Origin of the sequence: Pseudomonas sp. ABFPK, assembly GCF_001586765.1 — a bacterium.
GTDB lineage: Bacteria > Pseudomonadota > Gammaproteobacteria > Pseudomonadales > Pseudomonadaceae > Aquipseudomonas > Aquipseudomonas asiatica.
Genome location: NZ_LQXW01000023.1, coordinates 161,942 through 186,357, shown reverse-complemented (window position 1 = coordinate 186,357; position 24,416 = coordinate 161,942). Strand labels below are relative to the sequence as shown.

Annotated in this window: 24 protein-coding genes; 9 read left to right on the top strand and 15 right to left on the bottom strand. The window is 63.3% G+C overall.

Annotated elements, in window-relative coordinates:
* Positions 1-66 precede the first annotated feature (66 nt).
* The gene (locus WM94_RS16135) at positions 67-954 is read left to right on the top strand and encodes a LysR family transcriptional regulator (RefSeq protein ID WP_061551669.1); all 888 of its coding nucleotides are present in this window, start codon (positions 67-69) and stop codon (positions 952-954) included.
* 85 nt (positions 955-1,039) lie between these two features.
* Here WM94_RS16135 and WM94_RS16130 read toward each other — a convergent pair whose 3' ends face one another.
* The 4 genes from WM94_RS16130 to WM94_RS16115 all read right to left on the bottom strand — a co-directional run bounded on the left by WM94_RS16130 (position 1,040) and on the right by WM94_RS16115 (position 5,234).
* Entirely contained in the window at positions 1,040-1,732 is a 693-nt protein-coding gene (locus tag WM94_RS16130; protein WP_230397101.1) for a formyl transferase, read from the bottom strand.
* A 271-nt stretch (positions 1,733-2,003) separates the two neighbouring features.
* Entirely contained in the window at positions 2,004-2,867 is an 864-nt protein-coding gene (locus WM94_RS16125) for a universal stress protein (RefSeq protein WP_061551667.1), read from the bottom strand.
* 523 nt (positions 2,868-3,390) lie between these two features.
* A complete protein-coding gene (gene pncB, locus WM94_RS16120; protein ID WP_039613873.1) occupies positions 3,391-4,587 on the bottom strand; it encodes a nicotinate phosphoribosyltransferase in 1,197 nt (398 codons plus the stop codon).
* Complete coding sequence (locus WM94_RS16115) at positions 4,584-5,234, bottom strand: isochorismatase family protein (protein ID WP_061551666.1); 651 nt, start codon at positions 5,232-5,234, stop codon at positions 4,584-4,586. The genes pncB and WM94_RS16115 overlap by 4 nt, the downstream gene beginning before the upstream one ends.
* Positions 5,235-5,372: 138 nt before the next feature.
* On the opposite strand from WM94_RS16115, the gene WM94_RS16110 reads away from it, so the two are divergent.
* The gene (locus tag WM94_RS16110; RefSeq protein ID WP_013973044.1) at positions 5,373-6,077 is read left to right on the top strand and encodes an NUDIX domain-containing protein; all 705 of its coding nucleotides are present in this window, start codon (positions 5,373-5,375) and stop codon (positions 6,075-6,077) included.
* Positions 6,078-6,140: 63 nt separating this feature from the next.
* Here the strand turns inward: WM94_RS16110 and WM94_RS16105 are convergent, their stop codons facing one another.
* Entirely contained in the window at positions 6,141-6,734 is a 594-nt protein-coding gene (locus WM94_RS16105) for a helix-turn-helix domain-containing protein (RefSeq protein WP_061551665.1), read from the bottom strand.
* A 313-nt stretch (positions 6,735-7,047) separates the two neighbouring features.
* On the opposite strand from WM94_RS16105, the gene glnT reads away from it, so the two are divergent.
* The 5 genes from glnT (at position 7,048) to WM94_RS16080 (ending at position 12,766) form a co-directional block, all read left to right on the top strand.
* Entirely contained in the window at positions 7,048-8,382 is a 1,335-nt protein-coding gene (gene glnT / locus WM94_RS16100; RefSeq protein WP_061551664.1) for a type III glutamate--ammonia ligase, read from the top strand.
* A gap of 66 nt (positions 8,383-8,448) precedes the next feature.
* The gene (locus WM94_RS16095) at positions 8,449-9,354 is read left to right on the top strand and encodes a glutamine amidotransferase family protein (RefSeq protein WP_061551663.1); all 906 of its coding nucleotides are present in this window, start codon (positions 8,449-8,451) and stop codon (positions 9,352-9,354) included.
* Positions 9,355-9,381: 27 nt separating this feature from the next.
* Positions 9,382-10,056, top strand: coding sequence for a protein glxC (locus tag WM94_RS16090; protein WP_061551662.1), 675 nt, complete (start codon positions 9,382-9,384; stop codon positions 10,054-10,056).
* Positions 10,057-10,071: 15 nt separating this feature from the next.
* The gene (locus WM94_RS16085) at positions 10,072-11,397 is read left to right on the top strand and encodes an FMN-binding glutamate synthase family protein (RefSeq protein ID WP_013973039.1); all 1,326 of its coding nucleotides are present in this window, start codon (positions 10,072-10,074) and stop codon (positions 11,395-11,397) included.
* Between the two features lie 64 nt (positions 11,398-11,461).
* The gene (locus WM94_RS16080; protein ID WP_061551661.1) at positions 11,462-12,766 is read left to right on the top strand and encodes an ammonium transporter; all 1,305 of its coding nucleotides are present in this window, start codon (positions 11,462-11,464) and stop codon (positions 12,764-12,766) included.
* A gap of 126 nt (positions 12,767-12,892) precedes the next feature.
* Here WM94_RS16080 and WM94_RS16075 read toward each other — a convergent pair whose 3' ends face one another.
* Both WM94_RS16075 and WM94_RS16070 read right to left on the bottom strand, forming a co-directional pair.
* Positions 12,893-14,305, bottom strand: coding sequence for a cytosine permease (locus WM94_RS16075; RefSeq protein WP_025338785.1), 1,413 nt, complete (start codon positions 14,303-14,305; stop codon positions 12,893-12,895).
* A 414-nt stretch (positions 14,306-14,719) separates the two neighbouring features.
* Complete coding sequence (locus WM94_RS16070; protein WP_015270735.1) at positions 14,720-15,172, bottom strand: Lrp/AsnC family transcriptional regulator; 453 nt, start codon at positions 15,170-15,172, stop codon at positions 14,720-14,722.
* Positions 15,173-15,284: 112 nt separating this feature from the next.
* Between WM94_RS16070 and WM94_RS16065 the strand changes: the two genes are divergently transcribed.
* On the top strand, positions 15,285-15,899 hold the full coding sequence (locus WM94_RS16065) for a LysE family translocator (RefSeq protein ID WP_061551660.1): 615 nt from the start codon (positions 15,285-15,287) through the stop codon (positions 15,897-15,899).
* A 240-nt stretch (positions 15,900-16,139) separates the two neighbouring features.
* Entirely contained in the window at positions 16,140-16,772 is a 633-nt protein-coding gene (locus tag WM94_RS16060) for a LysE family translocator (protein WP_023660833.1), read from the top strand.
* Positions 16,773-16,775: 3 nt separating this feature from the next.
* Here WM94_RS16060 and WM94_RS16055 read toward each other — a convergent pair whose 3' ends face one another.
* The 8 genes from WM94_RS16055 to WM94_RS16020 all read right to left on the bottom strand — a co-directional run bounded on the left by WM94_RS16055 (position 16,776) and on the right by WM94_RS16020 (position 24,318).
* Positions 16,776-18,557, bottom strand: coding sequence for an ATP-binding protein (locus tag WM94_RS16055; protein ID WP_061551659.1), 1,782 nt, complete (start codon positions 18,555-18,557; stop codon positions 16,776-16,778).
* 286 nt (positions 18,558-18,843) lie between these two features.
* On the bottom strand, positions 18,844-19,407 hold the full coding sequence (locus WM94_RS16050) for an NUDIX hydrolase (RefSeq protein WP_013973032.1): 564 nt from the start codon (positions 19,405-19,407) through the stop codon (positions 18,844-18,846).
* Between the two features lie 21 nt (positions 19,408-19,428).
* Complete coding sequence (locus WM94_RS16045) at positions 19,429-20,175, bottom strand: GntR family transcriptional regulator (protein ID WP_013973031.1); 747 nt, start codon at positions 20,173-20,175, stop codon at positions 19,429-19,431.
* Between the two features lie 90 nt (positions 20,176-20,265).
* A complete protein-coding gene (locus tag WM94_RS16040) occupies positions 20,266-20,655 on the bottom strand; it encodes a carboxymuconolactone decarboxylase family protein (RefSeq protein ID WP_008100863.1) in 390 nt (129 codons plus the stop codon).
* A gap of 187 nt (positions 20,656-20,842) precedes the next feature.
* Positions 20,843-21,328 (bottom strand): flavin reductase family protein, encoded by a 486-nt coding sequence (locus tag WM94_RS16035; RefSeq protein ID WP_003258675.1) that lies wholly within the window; start codon positions 21,326-21,328, stop codon positions 20,843-20,845.
* Between the two features lie 13 nt (positions 21,329-21,341).
* On the bottom strand, positions 21,342-22,823 hold the full coding sequence (locus tag WM94_RS16030; protein ID WP_061551658.1) for an aldehyde dehydrogenase: 1,482 nt from the start codon (positions 22,821-22,823) through the stop codon (positions 21,342-21,344).
* Complete coding sequence (locus tag WM94_RS16025; protein ID WP_013973028.1) at positions 22,820-23,653, bottom strand: alpha/beta fold hydrolase; 834 nt, start codon at positions 23,651-23,653, stop codon at positions 22,820-22,822. Before WM94_RS16025 ends, WM94_RS16030 begins: the two co-directional genes overlap by 4 nt.
* 68 nt (positions 23,654-23,721) lie before the next feature.
* On the bottom strand, positions 23,722-24,318 hold the full coding sequence (locus tag WM94_RS16020) for an amino acid synthesis family protein (RefSeq protein WP_003258678.1): 597 nt from the start codon (positions 24,316-24,318) through the stop codon (positions 23,722-23,724).
* Positions 24,319-24,416 lie beyond the last annotated feature (98 nt).

Genomic DNA, 24,416 nt, shown 5'->3' with positions numbered 1-24,416 from the left:
GTTATAAGCTTATAAAAAATCGTAATTTGGGATGGCAAATATCCATTTAGCTGATATTTTTCCTTCATGACCCCAGAACAACTGATAACGTTCGCCACCGTCGCCGAGCACGGCAACATCAGCCATGCGGCCCAAGCCCTGCACTTGTCGCAGCCGGCGGTGTCTGGCCAGCTCAAACTGCTGCAGGAGGCCTTTGGCGAGCCGCTGTATCAGCGCGCCGGCCGTGGTGTGCGGCTGACAGCAGCCGGCGAGCAATTGCTGGCCCATGCCGAGCGCCTGCGCGAAACCTTCCGTCAGGCCCAGGCACTACGCGAGGCCATGCGCGGGCTGGAGCGCGGTACCTTGCGCATCGGCGCTAGTACCACGCCGGCCAGCTATCTGCTGCCTTACCTGATTGCCGATTTCCATGCCCGCTACCCGGAGGTGCTGGTGAGCACTTCCAACGGCAATACGGCAGAAATCGTCGCTGCGCTGGACAGCGTCGATATCGCCCTGATCGAAGGGCCGCCTGGGCAGGAGCTGCCATTGGGGACGTCGGTGACGGCGTGGCGGGAAGACGAGATCGTGGCCATCGTGCCGCGTGGTCATCCTCTGGCTGGCAGTGACCGACACACGCTGGCGTCGCTGGGGGCTTACCCGTTGGTGCTGCGCGAGAGCGGCTCGGGTGTGCGGCAGATCGTCGAGCGGGCATTTGCCCGCAGCGGCGTGGCGATGCGCGTGGCGCTGGAAATTGCTGGCGTGGAAGGGGTGAAGGAGGCAGTGCGAGCCGGGATGGGGATTGGCTTTGTGTCGGCGATGTCGATCCGACATGAGGACGGGGCGTTGCAGCGGTTGCAGGTTGTGCCGCAGGCGTTGGTGCGCCGGTTTTCCATTCTGGTGCCGCATGCAGCCACCCCGTCGCGGGCTGCGGCGCGGTTTCTGGAGTTGTGTGTTGGCCTGCAAGAGGTGGGGTGACTGTGCTGGCTTCTTCGCGGGCTTGCCCGCTCCCACAGGTTTCTCACGGTTCTTGAATGCGGTGCGCTACCCCGCCGCTCAGCTCTCAAAGCGTGTTTATCCGTAACGGAAATCCGTACGATTCGAAAAGATCCCATACGTCCTCGCGATCGAAGAGCCGCCACCCCAATGCCGTGAACCGCGTCAGGTCATCCTCGCTGGGAAAGGAGTAGTAGGCCCCGGCAGATCGATCTTGAGACGTTCCCGTCATAGGCTCATCGCGCTCCAGGCGCCTGATTGCGTTCAGGATGAGACGCGCGCCTGGTTGATAAAGTGAAAGGATGTGCCACAGCAAGGAGCGCTCCTTTTCGACTGCCACCCTGGCAGTCTCAATGATGCGACCAACATCAATGCCGGGACTGTCGATCCAATGGAGCGTACAGCCGATCTCCGGGTCCCCGTTCAGCAGCGCCCGGAAGGTCGCCAGAACACCTCGATACTGAGGCAAGAGGCCGGAGTGAAGATTGAGGACGCCACGTGACGGAATTGCCAGCGCTTCATTCTTCAGGATCTGACCAAAGCGGATTGAGATGAACAGATCTGCTCCCGCGTCCTGCAGCATTTGCAGGCCCGCAGGATCACTCAAGCTGGGCAATACCCGTACAGGAACCCCAAAGCGTTGCTGCAGTTCTGCAAAACCGAATCGATGCCCGCTGCTGACCTGGTCGCTCGATCCGATTAATCCAGGGGCCAAGGCATTGAAGAAGTCCTGCTCGATCAATGCCAGTTGTCCGAGCATGCGTGGCACGTTCCTGCCCGATCCCACTCTCTCCGAGAGGAATATTCCCACTGTGCTCTCGTGAATCTCGGGCAACAGTAAATTGAGAGTGAGGTTGCTCTCTACGTCCCGGTTCACCAGAAAAGCGATTCGCAACTTTAGACCCCTCCGGCAGACCTGCCTTTCAATCAGTTTCGGTATTCAGACCGAGCATAGTTGCATTTTCGTCATTCAAGTTGACTCTGCCGTTTGCTCCCGGGCTCATGCCCGGGAGCGGCTATCAGGCGTCTGCTCAGTGGTGAGCGGCCAGCGCTTCCAATTCACGGATGACATCCCAGGGTTTGAGCACCAGCACATCACTTTCCATGGCATCAAGTACTAATTCGGCGGTGTTACCTAGCAGTACGCCACTCAGGCCTCTGCGCGCCACGCTGCCGAGAACCGTGAGGGCGGCGCCTAGCTGATGGGCGACATGCGGAATCAGCTGGTCGGCAGGGCCTTCCGCAAGGTGCAGGTGTTTGTCGTCGATATCGAACTCGTCCTGATAGCCCTGGCACTGCTCATGGTAGAAGGTCAGGATGCTTTCCTTGAGCTGGAATATGGGGTCGGCTGCCGACAGCATCGGGTAAGGGTAGGCGCTCATCATGTGCAGGCTGGCATGACTGAGGTGGGCGATGTCGTGGCCGTGGCTGAGGATGCCAACCTGCAGCACACGATGCTTGAGGTCGTCGCTGCCAGCGTCAATGGCCGTAAGGATGGGGCGCTCTGTCCAAGGATTGGCATGCTTGACCATCAGCACCGGGCTCGGACACTGGCGCAGCAGGTGCCAGTCTTCAGGAGTGAGTAGCGCCTTTTTTAGTGCGCTGTCCGCTCGATGCTGCTTGATCACCAGGTCGCAACCTTCAGCCTGCTGTACGGCGAACACCGTCTTGCAGGGATTGTCGTGCCAAGCCTGCTGAGCACTGACATGGTATCCCTCCTGCACCAGTTGCTCCTGCATCAGCTTCAGATACGTCGAATGCCCATTTGGTTTGGCACAGAGCAGTAGATGCAAGTGGGCGTGGGTAAGGTCGGCAATCTGCTTGGCCTTGGTCAGGGCCAGGTCATCGTGCTGGTGTTGGGCCAACACCACCAGGGCGTTACGGGTGGTATGCATGGCGCCTCCCTGTACATTGAGTACGTTTTGGGGATGGCGCGGACGCTTCTCTAGTTGTCCCTGCGATAGGCATACGCGTCGATTATCGCGACTACATTCGGTTCACCGGATTCGGGAGCCGAATCTGCCTCTGCCAAGCATTGTCTCGCGTCGTGGTCGGGCAGAACGCTAGTGCGCTGAACACGCCACGACTGGCAAGGTCATGAATGGACGGTATGTCCGGTAGTAGCGCCCGGTACTTTAGAGCCGCCTCCTTGCTCGGCCCGCCAATGGGGGGATCGCTGACCGGCCATATGACCAGTGAGTTTGGCGCGTACAGGACGATTGGGCAATGCAATCCGTCGCCCGCGTTATTCCAAATGGAAGTAGTGCCATATACGGTAGATATCGAGCCAAGTACAGCAAGCCCTGAGCTTTTGTGATGTGCAACCAGCTCTGATTTATCGCAGTACAAAGGGTGAGGAGTGGAAACGTTTAATTACAACATGCGTGTGCGCTTCCACTCGAAGAAGGGTGCCACCCTTCAGCAATTGAAAACATGTTTGAGGTACGCCACGAAATTTTCATCCCGGCACTGTGTCTTGCCCGGGCTGTCGGAAATCTTGGCCACTGGTGCCCCATTGCAGGCCGTCATCTTGATCACGATATTCATCGGCTCCACGCCCGGGATATCGCAGGTCAGCCTGGTACCAATGCCAAAGCTCACATTGATCCGCTCATGCAGCGCCCGGTACAACCCCAGCGCCTTGGCAAGGTCCAGCCCGTCGGAAAAGATCAGGGTCTTGCTCTTCGGGTCGATCCCCAGCCGCTCATAGTGGGCAATGGCCTTTTCCGCCCAGGCCAGCGGATCGCCCGAATCGTGCCGCAGGCCATCGAACAGCTTGGCGAAGTAGAGGTCGAAGTCGCGCAGGAACGCATCCATGGTAATGCAGTCGGTCAGGGCGATGCCCAGCAGCCCTCGATACTCCCGCACCCAGCATTCCAGCGCGGCAGCCTGGCTGTCGACCAGGCGCGGGCCGAGTTGCTGGTGAGCCATGAACCACTCGTGCGCCATGGTGCCGATCGGCTTGAGCTGGTATTCGCGGGCCAGGTGCACGTTGCTGGTACCGACAAAGCGGCCCGGGAAGTCACGCTTCAGAATGTGCACCACCTCTTCTTGCACCCGGTAGGAGAAGCGCCGCCGGGTGCCGAAGTCGGCCAGTTGGAAACCGGCCAGTTCTTCGGCGCTGGCCTCGGCCTTCAGCCAGTCGAGGTTCTGATAGAGGCGCTCGCGGACCTGCTCGATCACCACCTCGCGATAACGGTAGCGGTTGCGCACCTCGCTGATGATCGCCAGCAGCGGGATCTCGTAGAGAATCACGTGCAACCACGGCCCGCGCACGCGAATCGCCAGTTGCCCGGCATCATCCAGCCCCACCTGCACATAACGCAGGTTGAAGCGGAACAGGCTGAGAAAACGGATGAAATCCGGTTTGATGAACGGGATCTTCTCCAGGTAGGCGAGCTGGTCATGCGTGACGCTGACATCGGCCAGTTGCTCGACCTGATACCGGATTTCCGCCAGGTAAGGTGCGAGGTTCTCGCCGTTACGGCAGCGAAACTCCCATTCCACCTCGGCATTGGGGTAGTTGTGCAGCACCGCCTGCATCATGGTGATCTTGTAGAAGTCGGTGTCCAGCAGGTTCTGGATGATGCGTGGGCCGAAAACGCTGTCGCTCATGGGCGGTCTTCCTTGATCAGAGAGAGCTGGTAGTCGAGCGCGGCTTCGTCGCCGCAGAGGATCACGCCCTCGGCGGCCAGGGCGCCACATGCTTCGATGGCGCCTGCCTGGGTGAGGGCGCGGCAGGCCGGCAGGTACAACAGCACCTGGAAGCCGGCCTGGCGCAATTGGCGCGCAGTGGTCCTGACGCAATAGTCCAGGGCCAGGCCACCGACGATCACCGCGCCCACCTGCTGCACCTTGAGGTACTCGATCACCCCGGTGGAGCGGCGTTCGGCCAGGTCGTGGTAGCAGGCGCCGTAGGGGTGCAGGTCGGGCTCGACGCCTTTCCATACGAAATAGTCATAGTCGATGGGGGCCGGCAGGCCGGGCAGCAACTCGAAGCCGGGTGTGCCGGGCACGCAGTGGCTGACCCAGGTCAGGTCGGCGTTGGCCAGCTGCAGGGGCTGCAGCATGTGCGTGGGGTCGGCGACTACCCAGGCGGCGTTGGCCGGGTGGGCGTCCTTGCTGCCCAGGCGCAGGTCGGCGCGTAACGCCATGGTATTAAGATCTACCGCGATTTCATCGCCTTCAGGAACCGGCAGTTCTTGTGGCACGTTGTTGGTGAAGCCGTTCTGGGCGTCGACATCGAAACTGGCGATCTTCATGGCGGTTCTCCTTGCTGACATAGCTATATAATTCACCTGGTGTATTAACTATGTCAAGTGCCATCTTGTTCGGGATTTGTTGTTGCCTTACTTATAAACCCTGGTGGATTATGAAGGCCTTGAACAAGGAGTCCCCCGGTGAATGCAGTCGAAGTCCTGGCCAGCGTCGATATCGTTGCCCTGCGCATGGCCCCCGAAGCTCAGCATCTGCAGGTGCTGTTGCACCGTCGTGAGCGTGAACCGCATGCCGGCCAATGGGCCTTGCCCGGGGTGATCGTCAATGGCCGCACCCCCGACACCAGCCTGGAAGCTGCTGCCGAGCGTGCACTGCGCGAGAAAACCCAGGTTGTACCGTGCTACATGGAACAGGTAGGTACCGAGGGCAATGCCTTTCGCGACCCGCGTGGATGGTCACTCAGCACCTATTACCTGGCTTTGCTCGAACCCGGGCAGGCCGTCGAGGGCGAGCAACTGGCGTTTTTCGACTTGGACAGCGTATTGGCGCGCAAGGTGCTGTTGCCCTTTGATCACAACCTGTTGGTGGAGCGCGCCCGTGAGCGGCTGGCGGCGAAGACGGTGTACAGCAGCCTGCCGCTGTACCTGCTGGCGGAGAAGTTCACTGTGCTGGATGCGCTAGGCGCGATGCAGGCTTGCCTGGGGCAGGCGGTGAACAACACCTCGCTGCGCAAACGCCTGGAGCGCTTGCGCGAGCTGGGGTGGGTGAGGGACACCGGGGAGAAGAACCAGCCCAGGCTGGGCCGGCCGCAGCAGTTGTATCAATACACGCCACAGGGGGAGCGGGCGTTCATGTTCGATCGCAGTCTGCTGCCTGAGGGCGCTTAGTCGCTTGCATCAGTGTGCGCAGCGGTTGGCATCCTGTTCTCCGCGGGTGCCTGGCGCGCCGCGTCACTCGTCGCTGTAGTTCATGATCGACAACAGGCGGATGGGTACTTGCACCAACTGCTCGGGGCCGTGCGGGGTCTCGCCGTCGAAGGTCAGGCTGTCACCGGCCTGCATGTGATAGAGCTGGTTGCCGTGCCGGTACACCAGTTCACCCTCCAGCAAGTGGAGGAACTCGGTGCCGGGGTGGGCGAAGGTCGGGAACTCTTCGCTGGCGTCGTCCATGCTCACCATGTACGCCTCGAAATTTTTCTTCGGTCCCCTGGCGTGATTGAGCAAATGGTAGGTGTGGCCTTTCTCGGTACCGCGGCGCACCACCTCCAGCCCTTCACCGGCTTTCACCAACAAGGCATTGCCGTCGGGCTGGTCATATTGGCTGAACAGCTTGGCCATCGGCATGCCCAGCACGTCGCACAGGCGGCTGAGGGTGTCGAGGCTGGTGGATACCTGGGCGTTCTCGATCTTGCTGAGCATGCCTTGGCTGATGCCGGCGATGCGCGCCACGTCGGCGAGCTTGAGGGACTGGGCCTGGCGCTGGCGCTTGATCTGCAGGCCCAGGTACTGCTCCAGGCGAAGGCGCGGTTCGGTTTCGGTTGGCATCGAATGTCCTGCACGGTTTCATTTCAAGAATAAAGTTTTCGCACTGGGAAAGTGCGAAATGCAGCTACGGTGGCTGCATCTTTCCTCGGGTGAAAACAAGTTTCCCATAAATGGAGCATGGAAATCTGCTTGGGTTTTGGGTTGCCGGTGCGGGCCTCTTCGCGGGTGAACCCGCTCCCACAGGCGCGCGAAGAGACCCGAACAGGCACACAAGGTTGCACCCTGAACAAAGTTGGCAAGCACGTTGCATTCCTGTGAGGAAAGTAAGTTTCCCGTGTGGAATCATTGCCCCTTGCCCAGGAGTGTTCAACCCATGTTGCCAGCAGAAACCCAGCGCACCCTCGATCAGCACGGTATCAAGTACGTGCTGGCACAGTTCGTCGATATTCATGGCTCGGCGAAGACCAAATCGGTGCCGGTCTCGGGCCTGAAGATGGTGGCCGAGGAGGGCGCCGGCTTTGCCGGGTTCGCCATCTGCGGCATGGGCATGGAGCCGCACGGCCCCGACTTCATGGCCCGCGGCGACCTTTCCACCTTGATCCCGGTACCGTGGCAGCCCGGCTACGGCCGGGTGGTGTGCGTAGGCCACGTGAACGGCCAACCCTGGCCCTACGACAGCCGTTATGTGTTGCAGCAGCAGGTGCAGCGCCTGGCCGACAAGGGCTGGACCCTGAACACCGGCCTGGAACCCGAATTCAGCCTGTTCCGCCGCGACGAGGATGGCAAGCTGCAACTGGTGGATGCCTCCGACAACCTCGACAAGCCGTGCTACGACTACAAGGGCCTGTCGCGTTCGCGGCTGTTCCTCGAGCGCCTGACCGAGGCCTTGCAGCCGGTGGGCTTCGACATCTACCAGATCGACCACGAGGACGCCAACGGCCAGTTCGAGATCAACTACACCTACAGCGACGCCATGGAGTCGGCCGACCGCTTCACCTTCTTCCGCATGGCCGCCGGCGAGATCGCCAACGACCTGGGCATGATCTGTTCGTTCATGCCCAAGCCCGACCCCAAGCGCGCCGGCAATGGCATGCACTTCCACCTGTCGCTGGCCAGCAGTACCAACAAGAACCTGTTCCATGACCCGTCCGACAGCAGCGGCATGGGCCTGTCGAAGCTGGCCTACCACTTTGCTGCAGGCCTGCTGGCCCATGGCCCGGCGCTGTGCGCCTTCGCCGCGCCCACGGTCAACTCGTACAAGCGCCTGGTGGTAGGCCGCTCGCTTTCCGGCGCCACCTGGGCCCCGGCGTTTGTCGCCTACGGCGCCAACAACCGCTCGGCGATGGTGCGCATCCCCTATGGCCGCCTGGAGTTCCGCCTGCCGGACGCTGGCTGCAACCCGTACCTGGTCACCGCCGCGATCATTGCCGCCGGCCTCGATGGCATCGACCGCCAACTGGAGCCGGGTGAGATGTGCAACGAGAACCTCTACAACCTGAGCCTGGAAGAGATTGCCGCACGTGGCATCAAGACCTTGCCGCAGTCGTTGAAGGAAGCCGCCGACGCCCTGGAGGCCGACCCGCTGTTCCGCGAGGTACTGGGCGCCGAAATCGTCGGCGAGTTCATCAAGCTCAAGCGCATGGAGTGGGTGGAGTACTGCCGCCACGTCTCCGACTGGGAAATCCAGCGTTACACCGAATTCTTCTGAGCGCCCCCAATCCCTTGGGCAGCCAGCACGAAAGCGGTCGCCCATTGCCTAGTAAGGAGCATCATCATGTGTGGAATCGTAGGTCTGTACCTGAAAAAACCCGAGCTGGAAGCCCAGCTCGGCAAGCTCTTCGAACCCATGCTCGAAGCCATGACCGACCGTGGCCCGGACAGCGCCGGCTTTGCCATCTACGGCGACGAAGTGGCCGATGGCTGGGTCAAGCTGACCCTGCAGGCCACTGACGTCAACTACCCCTGGGCGGCCCTGATGGGCCAGCTGGAAGGGCGCCTGGGCTGCTCGCTGGACTGGTTCCAGAACGCCAGCGCTGCCGTGCTCAAGGTACACACCCGCGAGGCGTCGGCCCGCCAGGCCCTGAGTGAACTGGCCCCTGACGTGCGCATCATGAGCGCCGGGCAGAGCATCGAGATCCTCAAGGGCATGGGCCTGCCGGCGGAAATCTCCAGCCGCTTCGGCCTGGCCGGCATGAAAGGCAGCCACATCATCGGCCATACCCGCATGGCCACCGAGAGCGCCGTGACCATGGAGGGCAGCCACCCGTTCTCCACCGGCGCCGACCTGTGCCTGGTGCACAACGGCTCGCTGTCCAACCACTTCCGCCTGCGCCAGGAGCTCAAGCGCGAAGGCATCAGCTTCGAGACCGACAACGACACCGAAGTGGCCGCCGGCTACCTGACCTGGCGCCTGCAGCAGGGCGACAGCCTGTCCCAGGCCCTGGATGGCGCCCTGGAAGACCTGGACGGCTTCTTCACCTTCGCCATCGGCACCCGCAATGGCTTTGCCGTGATCCGCGACCCGATCGCCTGCAAGCCCGCCGTGCTGGCCGAGACCGACGACTACGTGGCCATGGCCTCGGAGTACCAGGCGCTGGCCAGCCTGCCGGGCATCGAGAACGCCAAGGTCTGGGAACCGGCCCCGGCCACCCTGTACGTCTGGGAACGCGAAAGCGCCTGACCTGCCACCGAACCACTGGAGAACCACATGAATACGATCGACCTTTCCAGCACCTCGGTGCGTGTCCTCAACCAGTCCCTGCACGGTGAGGTGCAGGACCACGAATGGCGGGTGACCCACCCCGACGGCAAGCACAACCTGGCCGTGGGCATCAACGCCGCCGTGGCCGTGAATATCGAAGGCCACGCCGGCTACTACTGCGCCGGCATGAACCAGCTGGCCAGCGTCACCGTGCATGGCAACGTCGGTGTCGGCGTGGCCGAGAACATGATGTCCGGCACGGTGCGGGTCAAGGGCAGCGCCTCCCAGGCCGCCGGCGCCACAGCCCATGGCGGGCTGCTGGTGATCGAGGGTGATGCCGGCGCGCGCTGCGGTATTTCCATGAAGGGCGTGGATATCGTCGTCGGCGGCAGCATCGGCCACATGAGCTGCTTCATGGGCCAGGCCGGGCGTTTGGTGGTGTGTGGCGATGCCGGCGATGCGCTGGGCGATTCGCTGTACGAGGTGCGCATCTACGTAAAGGGTTCGGTGCAGTCACTGGGTTCGGACTGCATCGAGAAAGAGATGCGCGCCGAGCACCTGCAAGAGCTGCAGGAGCTGCTGAACAAGGCCGGCCTGGACCACAAGGCTGCCGATTTCAAACGCTACGGCTCGGCTCGCCAGCTGTACAACTTCAAAGTCGACAACGCCAGCGCGTACTGATCCAGGAGCATTCCCATGAGCGAGCAATTCCCCCCGGTACTGCGTGAGTCGGCCACCTTCGACCGCCTGACCATCCAGGAAATCCAGCGTGCCGCCGAAACCGGCATCTACGACATCCGCGGCGGCGGCACCAAGCGCCGCGTGCCGCACTTCGACGACCTGCTGCTGCTCGGTGCCAGCGTGTCGCGCTACCCGCTGGAAGGCTACCGCGAGAAATGCGGCACCGATGTGCTGCTGGGCACCCGCTTCGCCAAGAAGCCGATCCATCTGAAAATTCCGGTGACCATTGCCGGCATGAGCTTTGGCGCGCTGTCGGCCAACGCCAAAGAGGCCTTGGGCCGTGGTGCGACCATCGCCGGCACCAGCACCACCACTGGCGACGGCGGCATGACCCCGGAGGAACGCGGCCAGTCGCAGCACCTGGTGTACCAGTACCTGCCGTCGCGCTACGGCATGAACCCCGACGACCTGCGCAAGGCCGATGCCATCGAGATCGTCCTCGGCCAGGGTGCCAAGCCGGGCGGTGGCGGCATGCTGCTCGGCATGAAGGTGACCGAGCGGGTGGCGGGCATGCGCACCTTGCCGATCGGCGTCGACCAGCGTAGCGCCTGTCGCCACCCGGACTGGACCGGGCCGGATGACCTGGCGATCAAGATTGCCGAGATCCGCGAGATCACCGACTGGGAAAAACCCATCTACGTGAAGATCGGCGCCAGCCGCCCGTACTACGACGTGAAGCTGGCGGTGAAGGCCGGTGCCGATGTGATCGTGCTCGACGGCATGCAGGGCGGTACCGCCGCGACTCAGGAAGTGTTCATCGAGCACGTCGGCATCCCGATCCTGCCGGCCATTCCGCAGGCAGTGCAGGCGCTGCAGGAAATGGGCATGCACCGCAAGGTGCAGCTGATCGTCTCCGGGGGTATTCGCAATGGTGCCGACGTGGCCAAGGCCATGGCCCTCGGGGCTGATGCGGTGGCCATTGGCACTGCGGCGCTGATCGCGCTGGGTGACAACCACCCGCGGCTGGATGCCGAACTGAAGAAGATCGGCTCGGCGGCCGGTTTCTATGACGACTGGCAGAACGGCCGCGACCCGGCCGGCATTACCACCCAGGACCCGGAGCTGGCCAGGCGCCTGAACCCGGAGGAGGCCGGGCGCCGGCTGGCCAACTACTTGCGGGTGCTTGTGCTGGAGGCGCAGACCATGGCGCGGGCGTGTGGCAAGTCGCACTTGCACAACCTCGACCCGGAGGACCTGGTGGCGTTGACCGTGGAGGCTGCGGCGATGGCACGGGTGCCGTTGGCGGGGACTGCCTGGGTGCCGGGGCAGGCGCAGTATTGAGTTGAGCGTCGGGGGCCGCTTTGCGGCCCCAGGGCACCCCCACCATTCACACAGGAGTGACTCCATGAAGCACCTCACCCTCGCTGTAATGTTGTTAGCCCTGACCACTCGGGCCCAGGCCGCCGACCCCACCCTGGACACCGGCAACACCGCCTGGATGATCTGCGCCGCGATGTTCGTGCTGATGATGTGCATCCCGGGCCTGGCACTGTTCTACGGTGGCATGGTGCGGGCCAAGAACTTCCTCTCGGTATTCACCCAGTTGTTCGCGGTGGCCGGGGTGATCGGCATTCTCTGGGTGCTGTTCGGCTACAGCCTGGTGGTAGACACCACCGGCATGGTCGAGGGCCAGCTGACCCTCAACAGCTTCATTGGCGGGCTGGGCAAGGCGCTGATGCTGGACATCGGCCATGACAGCCTGGTCGGCACCATCCCCGAAGGCGTGTTCGCAGTGTTCCAGCTGACCTTCGCCATCATTACCCCGGCGCTGATTGCCGGTGGTTTTGCCGAGCGCATGAAGTTCAGTGCTTCGTTGCTGTTCATGGCCGCCTGGTTCGTGCTGGTGTACGCGCCGATCGCGCATATGGTCTGGGGCGGGCCGGGGGCGTTGATGGTCAACTGGGGTGTGCTGGACTTTGCCGGCGGTACCGCCGTGCATATCAACTCCGGCGTGGCAGCGCTGGCTGCGGCGTTGATGCTGGGCAAGCGCAAGGGCTACCCGCAGGTGGCCATGCCGCCGCACAACCTCGGTTTCACCCTGGTGGGGGCCGGGTTGCTGTGGGTGGGCTGGTTCGGCTTCAACGTCGGCTCGGGGCTCGCGGCCAACCAGGCGGCAGGGGTGGTGATGCTGGCGACCATGGTGGCGGCCTGTGCGGGGATTGTCGGCTGGTTGCTGAGCGAGAAGGTGGCGCATGGTCGGCCGACGGCCTTGGGTGCGGCTTCAGGGGCTTTGGCAGGGTTGGTCGGGATTACCCCGGCCTGTGCATTCGTCGGGCCGCTGGGCGCGCTGGTGATCGGGTTGTTGACCGGGGCCATCTGTTTCTTTGCCGTGACCCGGTTGAAGCAGGCGCTGGGCTACGACGACAGCCTGGATGTGTTCGGCCTGCATGGCGTGGGCGGAATGGTCGGCGCGATCCTTACCGGGGTCTTTGCCGCGCCTGCGTTGGGCGGTTATGTGGAGGGTGCATCACCGGTCGGGCAGGCATTGGTGCAGTTAAAGGGGGTGGCGTTCACCTTCGTGTATTGCTTTGTGGTGAGTTGGGCGATTCTGGGGGCGATCAAGCTGACCATCGGGCTGCGGGCCAGCCGGGAAGAGGAAGAACAGGGGCTGGACCTGGCGGAGCACAATGAGCGGGCCTACAACCTCTGATTGATGTGTTGCCTGTATCGGCCTCTTCGCGGGTAAACCCGCTCCCACAGGGAAAGCACAGATCCTGAGACGTGCGATATCCATGTAGGAGCGGGTTCACCCGCGAAGAGGCCAGGACAGTTCGAATCAGTGCCCCATGGCCACCTTGGCACTCATCTGCCGGCGACGGTAGGCGCTATCACGGCTGGCCAGCCACCAGTACAGCGGCGAAGTAACCGCCAGCCCCACCAGCCACGACAGGTCCGCTCCGTTGATATGCTCGGAAATCGGCCCGACATACAGCGGCGTGTTCATGAACGGGATCTGCACCACGATACCCACGGCATAGGCGATCAGCGCTTGCGGGTTGTAGCGCCCGTAGATACCGCCATCGACCTGGAAGATCGACTGGATATCGTAGTCACCCTTGTGGATGGCATAGAAGTCGATCAGGTTGATCGCTGTCCACGGCACCAGCACCACCAGCAGCACCAGCACCATGTCGACGAAGTGGCCGATGAAGTCCGCCGAGGCGAACACCGCCACCACGCAGCAGGCCGTCAGTACTACCAGCGACAGCACGGCGCGGCTCTTGGCGGTGGGGATCCAGCGGTGGGCGAAGGTTTGCACCAGGGTGATGATCGACAGCACTGCGCCATACAGGTTGAGTGCGTTGTGGCTGATCACGCTGAGCAGGAACAGCACCAGCATGATCGGGCCGAGGGTACCGGTGGCCAGCTTGACTGCATCCATGGTGTCCATGCCGGCCGGGATCGCCAGCACCGCCACGGCGCCGAAGATGAACGACAGGCTCGAACCCAGGGCCGAGCCCAGGTAGGTAGTCCAGAACGTCGAGCTGACCTTCACGTCCGCCGGCAGGTAGCGCGAGTAGTCCGACACGTAGGGTGCAAAGGCGATCTGCCACAGCGCCGCCAGTGACACGGTGGCCAGCCAGCCGGCCAGGTTGAAGCCGCCGCGGGTGAGGAAGTCGTCGCTTTGCACGTGGCTGAAGATGTAGCCGAAGCCGACCACGATGCCGATACCCAGCACCCAGGTGCCGATGCGGTTGAGTACGTGGATGAAGCGGTAGCCGATGATGCCGATGATGCCCGAGCCCAGCGCACCGATGACGATGCCCACCGGTACCGGCACGGCATCGACCACGCCGTGCAGCGACTTGCCGGCGAGGACGATGTTGGAGGCGAAGAAGCCGATGTACATGACCCCGGCGATCACCACCACCAGCAGCGCGCCGAGCGAGCCGAACTGGGCGCGGCTCTGGATCATCTGCGGGATGCCCATCTGCGGGCCCTGGGCCGAGTGCAGCGCCATCAGTACGCCACCGACCAGGTGGCCGACCAGGATGGCGACGATGCCCCACACCAGGTTCAGGTGGAACAGTTGCACGCCCAGCGCGCCTGTGACGATGGGCAGCGGCGCGATGTTGCCGCCGAACCACAGTGTGAACAGATCCCTTACCTTTCCATGGCGGTCTTGCGGGGGCACGTAGCCGATCGTGTGTTTTTCTATGAGGGGTGCCGAATTGGCTGCACTGGTCATGACTGACTCCAAGGCAAGGTAGGGCATCGGGAGCTGCCCGGGGGCGTGCCGGCGAAGGGCGACGCGTTCTTGTTGGAGCGATGATGCGGGGCGCGGGGATAACGAGAAATTAGTAAATATGTGCCCATAAACCTTAAAAAACCTAAGGCTGACAAAAGGTTAAGCGGGGGACGGTAGCAAGGAGGGTGCCAGGGTGCGGGAGGGCTTGGGCTAGAGGGGTTTGGGCAATATGGAGGTAAGAAGCGGTGTGCTTTTCTGGGGCGCCGTGCGCGTTTGCAGGGCAGATAAAAATGTCGCCCGTGTCGGCCCTTTCGCGGGTGAAACCGCTCCCACAGGTAATGCGCATGACTTGAAATCAATGCGGTCAAGGTGGGAGCGGGTTTACCCGCGAAAGGGCCGGCACAGGCAACAACGCTACATTGGCAACAACCGATCCTGAATCACCTCTTTCATCACCAGCGTCGAACTCAATCGCTTTACATTGGGAATGCTGGTCAGCTGCTCGTCATACAGCTTCTGGAACGCCGGCAAATCCTTGGCCACCACATGCAGCAGATAATCCGGGTCGCCAAACAGCCGCTGCGCCTCGACGATCTGCGGGATTTCGGCCAGCGCCGCTTCAAAGTCCGCTACCGGCTGGCGAGTGACTTCGCGCAAGGTCACGAACACCAGCGCGGCAAAGTTCAGCCCCAGGGCGCTCGGCGCCAGGCGGGCGTGATAGCCAAGAATCGCCCCGGACTCCTCCAGCGCCTTCAAGCGCCGATGGCAGGGCGACAGGCTGAGCCCCACACGGTCGGCCAGTTCGGTCACCGATAGCCGACCATCTTTTTGCAGTTCGGCAAGGATTTTTCGATCAGTCCTGTCCATTGAGAAGGATCTTCCAGTAATTGAGGGCTGTTGGGGAATATACGAAAGAAAATCCCTCGGCGGAATCCGTAATCTTTCGTCATCCCAAAGCAGTGGAAAAAGGAAGATTCAAGTGGCTCTCAGTGTTCTGACGGCGTTCTGGGCCGTGTCGATGCTGTTCGTGATTACCCCGGGCGCGGACTGGGCCTATGCCATTTCGGCCGGCATGCGGGGGCGCTGGGTGATGCCTGCGGTGGCGGGGATGTTGTCGGGGCATTTCCTCGCGACCCTGGTGGTGGCGGCAGGGGTCGGCAGCCTGCTGGCCGGCCACCCGCTGGCGCTGACCTTGCTGACCCTGGCGGGGTGCAGCTACCTGCTGTGGCTGGGTGGCAACCTGCTGCTGAGCCCCGCCTTGCCGGCGGCCGGGCAGGATGGTGCGGGGGAGTCGGGGTCCCGCTGGGCATTGAAAGGGTTTTGCGTCAGTGGCCTGAACCCGAAGGTGTTCCTGCTGTTCCTGGCCCTGTTGCCGCAGTTCACCGACCCGCAGTCGAGCTGGCCGGTGCCGTTGCAGATCTTGCTGCTGGGCCTGGTGCACCTGTGCAGCTCGCTGGTGATCTATTCGCTGGTCGGTTTTGGCGCCAAAGCCGTGCTGAGCACCCGGCCTGGGGCGGCGAAACTGGTTGGCCGGGTGTCGGGGGTGGCGATGATCACGGTGGCCCTGGGCTTGATAGCCGGCCAGATCAGCTGACTCACTGGCGTGCGTTAGCCCTTGTAGGAGCGGCCTTGTGTCGCGATAGGGCTGCAAAGCAGCCCCGGCGATTTGTGCACCTGCGCTGAAATCCTGGGGCTGCTTTGCAGCCCTATCGCGACACAAGGCCGCTCCTACAGGTTGCCGCGTTAACCTGGCAGGCGAGAGCCAAGGGTAAAGACGACATGCATGGCCTCGGATAAACTCGCAGCACTTCAACGCACAACCAGGAAGTGCCCCATGCCCGAAACCACGCAACTGCTCACCTTCGCCCTGATCTGTCTCGGCATGGTCCTGACCCCAGGGCCGAACATGATCTACCTGATCTCCCGCTCGATCTGCCAGGGCCGCAAGGCCGGGCTGATTTCGCTGGGTGGTGTGGCCCTTGGCTTCGTCATCTACATGTTCTGCGCCGCGCTGGGCATCACCGCCCTGGTGATGGCCGTGCCTTTTGCCTACGACGCGCTGCGCATCGGTGGCGCGCTGTACCTGTTGTACCTGGCCTGGCAGGCGCTGCGCCCTGGTGGCCGGTCGCCGTTCCAGGTTCGCGACCTGCCTGCCGACAGCCCGCGGCGGCTGTTCACCATGGGCTTTGCCACCAGCCTGCTAAACCCCAAGATCGCCGTCATGTACCTGTCGTTGATGCCGCAGTTCATCGAGCCGGGGCATGGCAGCGTGCTGCTGCAGTCGCTGGTGCTGGGGTCGACGCAGATCGCCATCAGCGTTTCGGTCAATGCACTGATCGCGATCATGGCCGGGTCGATCGCCGTATTCCTCGCCGGTCGCCCGCTGTGGCAGCAGGTTCAGCGCTGGCTGATGGGTACGGTGCTGGCGGGCCTGGCCGTGCGCATGCTGGCCGAAGGGCGGCGTTGACCGCTAGACCTCAGGCGGCGGCTCCTGGGGCAGGTACAAGGTAAAGGTGGTGCCCTGGCCCGGCACACTCTTCACCTGCACATCGCCCCCGGACTGCCTGGCAAAACCGAACACCTGCGACAGCCCGAGCCCGGTGCCTTCACCCGGTGCCTTGGTGGTGAAGAACGGGTCGAAGATGCGCTCCAGCAGTTCGGCGGCTATGCCGACACCGCTGTCGCTCACCGAAATCGCCGCGAACGGGCCCGGCTGTGGCGCCTGGCCGCGCAGGGCGGGCAGTGACTGGTCAGCCTGCAGGCGCAGCTGCAAGGTGCCTTCGCCGGCCATGGCGTCGCGGCCGTTGAGCATCAGGTTGATTACCGCGGTTTCCAGCTGGTTGAGGTCGGCGCGGATATGGCAAGGCGCCTGCGGCAACTGCAGCTCGACCTGGATCCGTGCCCCGGTGGCCGTGTCGAGCATGTCGGCCATGGCCTCCAGCCGTGGCCCGGCCTCGAACACTTGCGGGCTTAGGGCCTGGCGGCGGGCGAAGGCCAGCAACTGGCCGGTCAGCCTGGTACCGCGGTCGACAGTGTCGGACATGGTCTTGAGGTAGCGCTCGCGGCGCTGTGCGTCGAGGTTTGGGCGCTGCAGAAAATGCAGCGACGAGCGAATGATGGTCAGCAGGTTGTTGAAGTCATGGGCCACGCCGCCGGTCAGTTGGCCGATGGCTTCGAGCTTCTGGGTCTGGCGCAGCACGGCTTCTGTGTGCAGCAACTGGCTGGTGCGTTCATCCACGCGCTGTTCGAGAGTGGCATTCATCGCCTCCAGTGCTGCCATGGCTTCGCGGACCTCGGCGTGGGCCTGTACCCGCTGGATATGCGCCCAGCAGCGCTCGGTGACTTCACTGATCAGCGTCTGTTCATAGTGGGTCCACTCCCGTGGCACCTTGTCGTGGATGGCCATCAGCGCGGTCAGTCGGCCGCCTTTGATCAAGGGCATGCAAATGGTCGCGGTAATGCCGATGGCCTGGAAGGTGGCAGCTTCCTCCGGGGACAGCTCGCTCAGGTTGTCCTGGATGACCAGCGGCAGGCCATTGCGCAGGCGGCCGAGCGCCAGCTTGCCAAAATCCTGTAACCGATAGCGGCCCAATAGATGCGGCGAACCGGGCGCCACGGCGTCACCGCAGATGGTGAAACCGTCTTCGTCGGGCTCCATCACCGCATAGGCGCAACTCGACAGTTGCAGGTGCTCCACCAGCATGCGCGTGGTAGTGGCAAGGATCTGGTCCGGGTCGGTGGCGTCTGCCACGGCGCGGCCCAGGTCGTCGAGGAAGTTCAGGCGCTGGTTGGCGAGCACGCTGGCGGTGGTTTCGGTGACTGTATCGAGCATGCCCAGCACCTTGCCGTCGTGGTCGCGTATGGGGCTGTAGCAGAAGGTGAAATAGGCCCGTTCGGGGCCGCCGTTGCGGTCGATGACGAGCGGGAAGTCTTCGATGTACACCGCCTCGCCGGCCAGGGCGCGGTTGGCCATGTGGCCGATGTCGGCCCAGGCTTCCTGCCAAACGGCGCGGAAGGGGATGCCCAATGCCGAGGGCTTTTGCCCGAGTATCTGCGAGAAGGCGTCGTTGTGCAGGGTGAGCAGGTCAGGGCCCCAGAGCACGGCTTGCGGGAAGCGCGAGGCCAGGCACAGGGCCAGGCTGGTTTTCAGCGGGTCGGGCCAGTGCTCCAGCGGGCCCAGCGGGGTGGCGGCCCAATCGTGGTTGCGGATGCGCTCGGCCATCAGACCGCCGCCGTCTAGCCATTTTGCCATGTGCTCTGCTGGTCCTTTTTGCGTAAGGCCTTAAGGGTGCATCCAGAATAGACGTTTGGCGAGAATTTTTGGGGCTGTACCGGCCTCTTCGCGGGTAAACCCGCTCCCACAGGGATAGCACCTTGCTCAAGGTATGCACCGTACCTGTGGGAGACGTTTGGCGAGAATTTTTGGTGGCTGTACCGGCCTCTTCGCGGGTAAACCCGCTCCCACAGGGATAGCACATTGCTCAAGGTGTGCACCGAACCTGTGGGAGCGGGTTTACCCGCGAAGAGGCCGGTACAAGCTAGCGAATGAAGTGCACCTTGCCAGTGTCGTCATTGCCCATGTAGATGCCATAAACCCCGGCTTGCCGCTCGAGGATATAGCGCTCGAGAATCTGCCGGATTGCCGGATAGTAGATTTCATCCCACGGGATCTCGTCCGGCTCGAAGAACCTGTAGGCCAGCGTTTCCGCCCCGTACTGCCCGGTTTCCTCGGTGGCGATGGCGCGGAAGATGATGTAGACCTCGCTTATCTTCGGGACGCTGAAGATCGAGTACGGCGAGACGATTTCGGCACGTACGCCGCTTTCTTCCCAGACCTCGCGCAGGGCTGCCTGCTCGGTGGTTTCGCCGGCCTCCATGAACCCGGCCGGCAAGGTCCAGGTGCCGGGGCGCGGCGGGATGGCGCGCTGGCACAGCAGGTACTTGCCATCACGCTCGATGATGCAGCCGGCGATGATCTTCGGGTTGATGTAGTGGATGTAGCCGCAGCCGGTGCAGTGCAGGCGTTCGTGGGTGTCGCCTGTGGGAACGCCCCGGGCCAGTTCCGTGGTGCAGTGCGGGCAGTAGCGCGGGGCGTTGGGCATGATCGGTGGCCTGTGGGTTGCTTATATGCGGGGATCCTTCAAGGCCAGGGGCTCGACCATCTCGCGCACCTTGACGTTGTCATCCTGCTTCTGGCGCAGGTAGTCCAGGGCCACCTTGGCGGCGGCGCGGACGTGGTCGACCGAGGCCTGGTGGGCAACCAGCGGGTCGCCGCTCTTGATCGCCTCGACGATCTTTTCCATTTCGCGGTTGCTGGCGCCGCGGCGGTTCTCCTGCGACACCGAGGTGGCGCGCAGGTAGCTGATGCGCGCCTGCAACTGGCGCAGCTGCTGGGCGGCCACCTGGTTGCCGGAGCCTTCCAGCAGCACATCGTAGAACCCTTGTACCGAGTCCAGCACCTGTTGCAGTTCGCCTTCCTCGAGGGCTTCGCGGTTGACCTCCAGCGCGCGTTCCAGGGCGCGGATGTCCTTGGCCTTTGCGTTCAGGGTGAACAGCTGCACGATCAGGCCTTCGAGCACGCAGCGCAGCTCGTAGATATCGCGGGCGTCTTCCAGGGTGATGATGGCCACGCGCGGGCCCTTGGCGTCGGCGAATTCCACCAGGCCTTCGGATTCCAGGTGGCGCAGGGCTTCACGCACCGAGGTGCGGCTGACGCCGAGGCGGTCGCAGAGGTCGCGCTCGACCAGGCGATCGCCTGGCAGCAGGTGGAAGTTCATGATCGCGGCGCGCAGCTTGTCGAGCACGATTTCGCGCAGGGTAACGGGGTTGCGATTGACCTTGAAGCTGTCGTCGAGTGGCTGGCGTTTCATCAAGTGCGCTCTTAAAGAGGCTGCCCGGCCGCAACCGCAACAGCACCACGAACCTTGGGTGCTCCTTGCGTGGGTTCGAACAGCCCGGTGTTAACGGGTTGACTCCGCATCGGCTTCAGCGAACGCTTCGCGGGCCAGGCGGAAACTGTCCACCGCCGCGGGCACGCCGCAATAAATGCCGACCTGGAGCAGGATCTCGCGAATCTGTTCACGGCTCAGGCCATTACGCAAGGCGCCGCGAATGTGCAGCTTGAGCTCGTGGGGCCGGTTGAGCGCGGAAATCATGGCCAAGTTTATCATGCTGCGCTCTTTGAGCGACAAGCCTTCGCGGCCCCAGACGTGGCCCCAGCAGTATTCGGTGACCAGCTCCTGCAACGGCTTGGTGAAGTCGTCGGCGTTCTGGATCGAGCGGTTGACGTAGTCCTCGCCCAGTACCTGGGTGCGGATCTGCAGGCCTTTTTCGTACTTTTCATTGCTCATGTGCAGTACTCCAAAATAAAACAGGGGACGCAACCGAGGGTGAGACGATGACGCGGCCCCTAAAAACAGGGTCATCGGTGTTGGCTTCTTCGCGGGCTTGCCCGCTCCCGCAGCGATTGCACAGGTGCTGAAACCTACGCAGTACCTGTGGGAGCGGGCGAGCCCGCGAAGAAGCCAACGCGGTCTATCAACCCAAGGGGGGCAGGGCGCCCAGCTTGCCCTTGTGGTAGACCATCGGGGTCACCGGCTCGGCCGGCAGCACCAGGTTCTTCACCGCGCCGACGATGATCGCGTGGTCACCGCCGTCGTACTCGCGCCACAGCTCGCATTCGATGATCGCCGTGGCCTTGGCCAGCAGCGGGTTGCCCAGCTCGCTCAGGTGCCAGTCGATGCCTTTGGCCTTGTCCTTGCCCTTGCCGGCGAAGGCATAGGCCTCGGCGGTCTGGTCGGCGGACAGCAGGTGAATCGCGAACTGCTTGCTGTCACGCAGGATGGGGTAGGTGTCGGAGGCGTAGTTGGGGCAGAACAGCACCAGCGCCGGGTCGATCGACAGCGCGCTGAACGCGCTGGCGGTGATGCCGACGATGCCACCGTCGGCGTCCAGGGTGGTGACCACCGTGACGCCGGACGGGAACGAGCCCATCACGTCTTTGTAGATGCCTGGTTCGATCATCTCGTGCTACCTCTTAGCGCATCACAAACGGGTCGGGCATCGGCGTCGTGGACAGGTTGATCCACACCGTCTTCAGCTCGGTATAGGCCAGCACCGAATCGATGCCGCTCTCACGGCCGTAGCCGCTGTTCTTGAACCCGCCGATCGGCGCCATGGCCGACACGGCACGGTAGGTGTTGACCCAGATGATCCCCGAACGCACGTCGCGGGCCAGGCGGTGGGCACGGCCCAGGTCGCGGGTCCAGATGCCGGCGGCCAGGCCGAACTGCGAGTCGTTGGCGATGGCCAGGGCCTCTTCCTCGGTCTTGAAGCGGATTACCGCGGCAACCGGGCCGAACACCTCTTCCTGCATGATGGTCATCGAGTTGCTGTCGCACTCGAACAGGGTCGGCTCGTAGAACCAGCCGTCACCCTCGACCTCGGCACGCTTGCCGCCCATGTGCAGCTTGGCGCCTTCGGCCTTGGCGGCGGCCACCAGGCCTTCGACCACGGCCAGCTGTTGCGCGGTGGCCATGGGGCCCATTTCGCTGGCATCGTCCTGCGGGTTGCCGATGCGGATGCGCTTGGCGCGGGCGATCAGGCGTTCGACGAACTCGTCGAAGATCTCGTCCTGCACCAGCAGGCGCGAGCCGGCCACGCAGCTTTGCCCGGACGCGGCATAAATGCCTGCCACGGCGCCGTTGATGGCGCTGTCCAGGTCGGCATCGGCGAAGATGATGTTCGGCGACTTGCCGCCCAGCTCCAGCGACAGCTTGGCGAAGTTCTCGGCGCTGCTGCGCACCACGTGGCGGGCGGTGGCGGCGCCGCCGGTGAAGGCGATCTTGCGCACCAGCGGGTGGCGGGTCAGCGCCGCGCCGGTGCTGGGACCGTAGCCGGTGACCACGTTGACCACACCAGCCGGGAAGCCGGCCTCGAGGGCCAGGCGGGCCAGCTCGAGGATGGTCGCCGAGGCGTGCTCGGACGGCTTGAGCACGATGGTGTTGCCGGCGGCCAGGGCCGGGGCCAGCTTGATGGCGGTGAGGTACAGCGGGCTGTTCCACGGGATGATCCCGGCCACCACGCCGATCGGCTCGTGCACGGTGTAGGCGAACAGGTCGGGCTTGTCCAGCGGCAGGGTGCCGCCTTCAAGCTTGTCGGCAAGGCCTGCGGTGTAGTGGAAGAACTCTGGCAGGTAGCCGACCTGGCCGCGGGTTTCGCGGATCAGCTTGCCGTTGTCACGGCTTTCCAGCTGGGCCAGGTGTTCCTTGTTTTCGGCAATCAGGTCACCCAGGCGACGCAGCAGCTTGCCGCGCGCGGTGGCGGTGATGCTGCGCCACTCCTTGCTGTCGAAGGCGCGCTGGGCGGCCTGCACGGCCAGCTCCACATCGGCCTCGTCGGCGTCGGGCAGTTGCGCCCAGGCCTGGGCGGTGGCCGGGTTGAGGCTGTCGAAGGTCTTGCCGCTCTGGGCATCGCGCCATTGGCCGTCGATGCACATCTGGAAACGAACGAGGGTCATGCAACAATCCCCTTGGCGGATTCGGTGAGGGTGCGGGCTTGCGCGAGGAAGTCCAGCAGCATCTTGTTGACTTCACGCGGTGCTTCCACCGGCATCATATGCCGTTGCTCGGCGAGGACCACGCTGTGTGCGCCAGGAATGCTGGCAGCAAGCTGGCGGGTCATGGCCGGGGTGGAGCCCGAGTCGAGTTCGCCGGTGGCGATCAGCGTCGGCACCTGGATGCTGGCCAGGTCGGCGGCGCGGTACATGTCCTGGGTGGCGAACAGCGAATAAGTGGTGTGGTAGCCCTGCGGGTCGTTGCTCGCCAGCACCTGGCGAATGGCGGCGACCTGCGCCGGGTTGGCAGCCTTGTATTCACGGCTGAACCAGCGGTCGAGCGCGGCGTCGACGTTGGCGTCGGGGCCAAGCTGCGCAGCCTGGGCGGCGCGGGCGATAACGCCGGCGCTCTGCTCGGGGGTGCGGTTGAACACGCTGTTGAGCACTACCAGTGCAGCCAGGCGCTGTGGGTATTCGAGGGCAAACGCCCGGGCGACCAGGCCGCCCATGGAAAAGCCGATCACGGTGGCTTGCGCGATCTGCAGGTGGTCGAGCAGTTCGGCGAGTTGCGCGGCATAACCTTCCAGGCCGATGTCGGCGGCTGGCAGCGCGCTCTGGCCGTGGCCGAGCATGTCGTAGGCGATGACGCGGTAGTCGTTGGCCAGGCCAACGAACTGACCGCCCCACATTTCCTTGTTCAGGCCCACGCCGTGGATCAGTACCACGGGTTGGCCCTGGCCGACGGACAGGTAGCTGGTGCCGGCGGGTGTGCGTTCAGCGACAGGCTGAATCATGGAGGGCGCTCCTTGAAGGTCGGGCGCGGCGGGTAAGCACGCCACGCCCCGGCCCGTCTTGGTTGTTGTTATTGAGCGTTGGCTTTTTCGGCAGCCAGTTCTTCCAGGTCGATGTAGCGGTTGCCGATGCGCGGGTGCAGGCGGCCACCGTCGGAGGCGCCCAGGACCACGACGATCTCATCGGCACGCGGGGCATCTTCGATCTGCATTTCCAGGGTGATGTAGTGCGAACGCAGGCCTTCGTCGTCCTTCTGCATCATCGGGATCTGGATCGAGGTGCCCGGGCCGCCGCGCTTGTTGGTGAAGCTCAGGTAGCTCTTGGCCTGTACCGCTTCACGGTAGTGGTTGCCGAAGCGCAGGGTGTGGATCACCGCCGAGGCGTGTTCGATTTCGCCGTCGGCACCGACGACTGCGGCCTTGCCGTAGGCTTCGATCTTGTCGGCGCCGCCGATGGCTGCAGTCAGGCGCTCGACCATCAGGGCACCCAGGTCCGAGCAGTTGGCACGGATTTCCGGCTTCAGATCTTCAACGAAACCGCGACCGGCCCATGGGTTCTTGATCACGACGGCCAGGCCGACCATGGTCACCGGTTTGTCGGTGGCCTTGCCGCCTTCGATGCGGGTCTCTTCGGAGTAGGTGACGATCTTGCGGATTTCGAAACTCATGGGTGGCTCCTGGTGAGGGTTATCAGCTCTTGTTGTCTGATGGTATACCATAATATTTGTTGTGCAAGAGGTGGCTGGAAATTTCTCTTGCGAGGGGA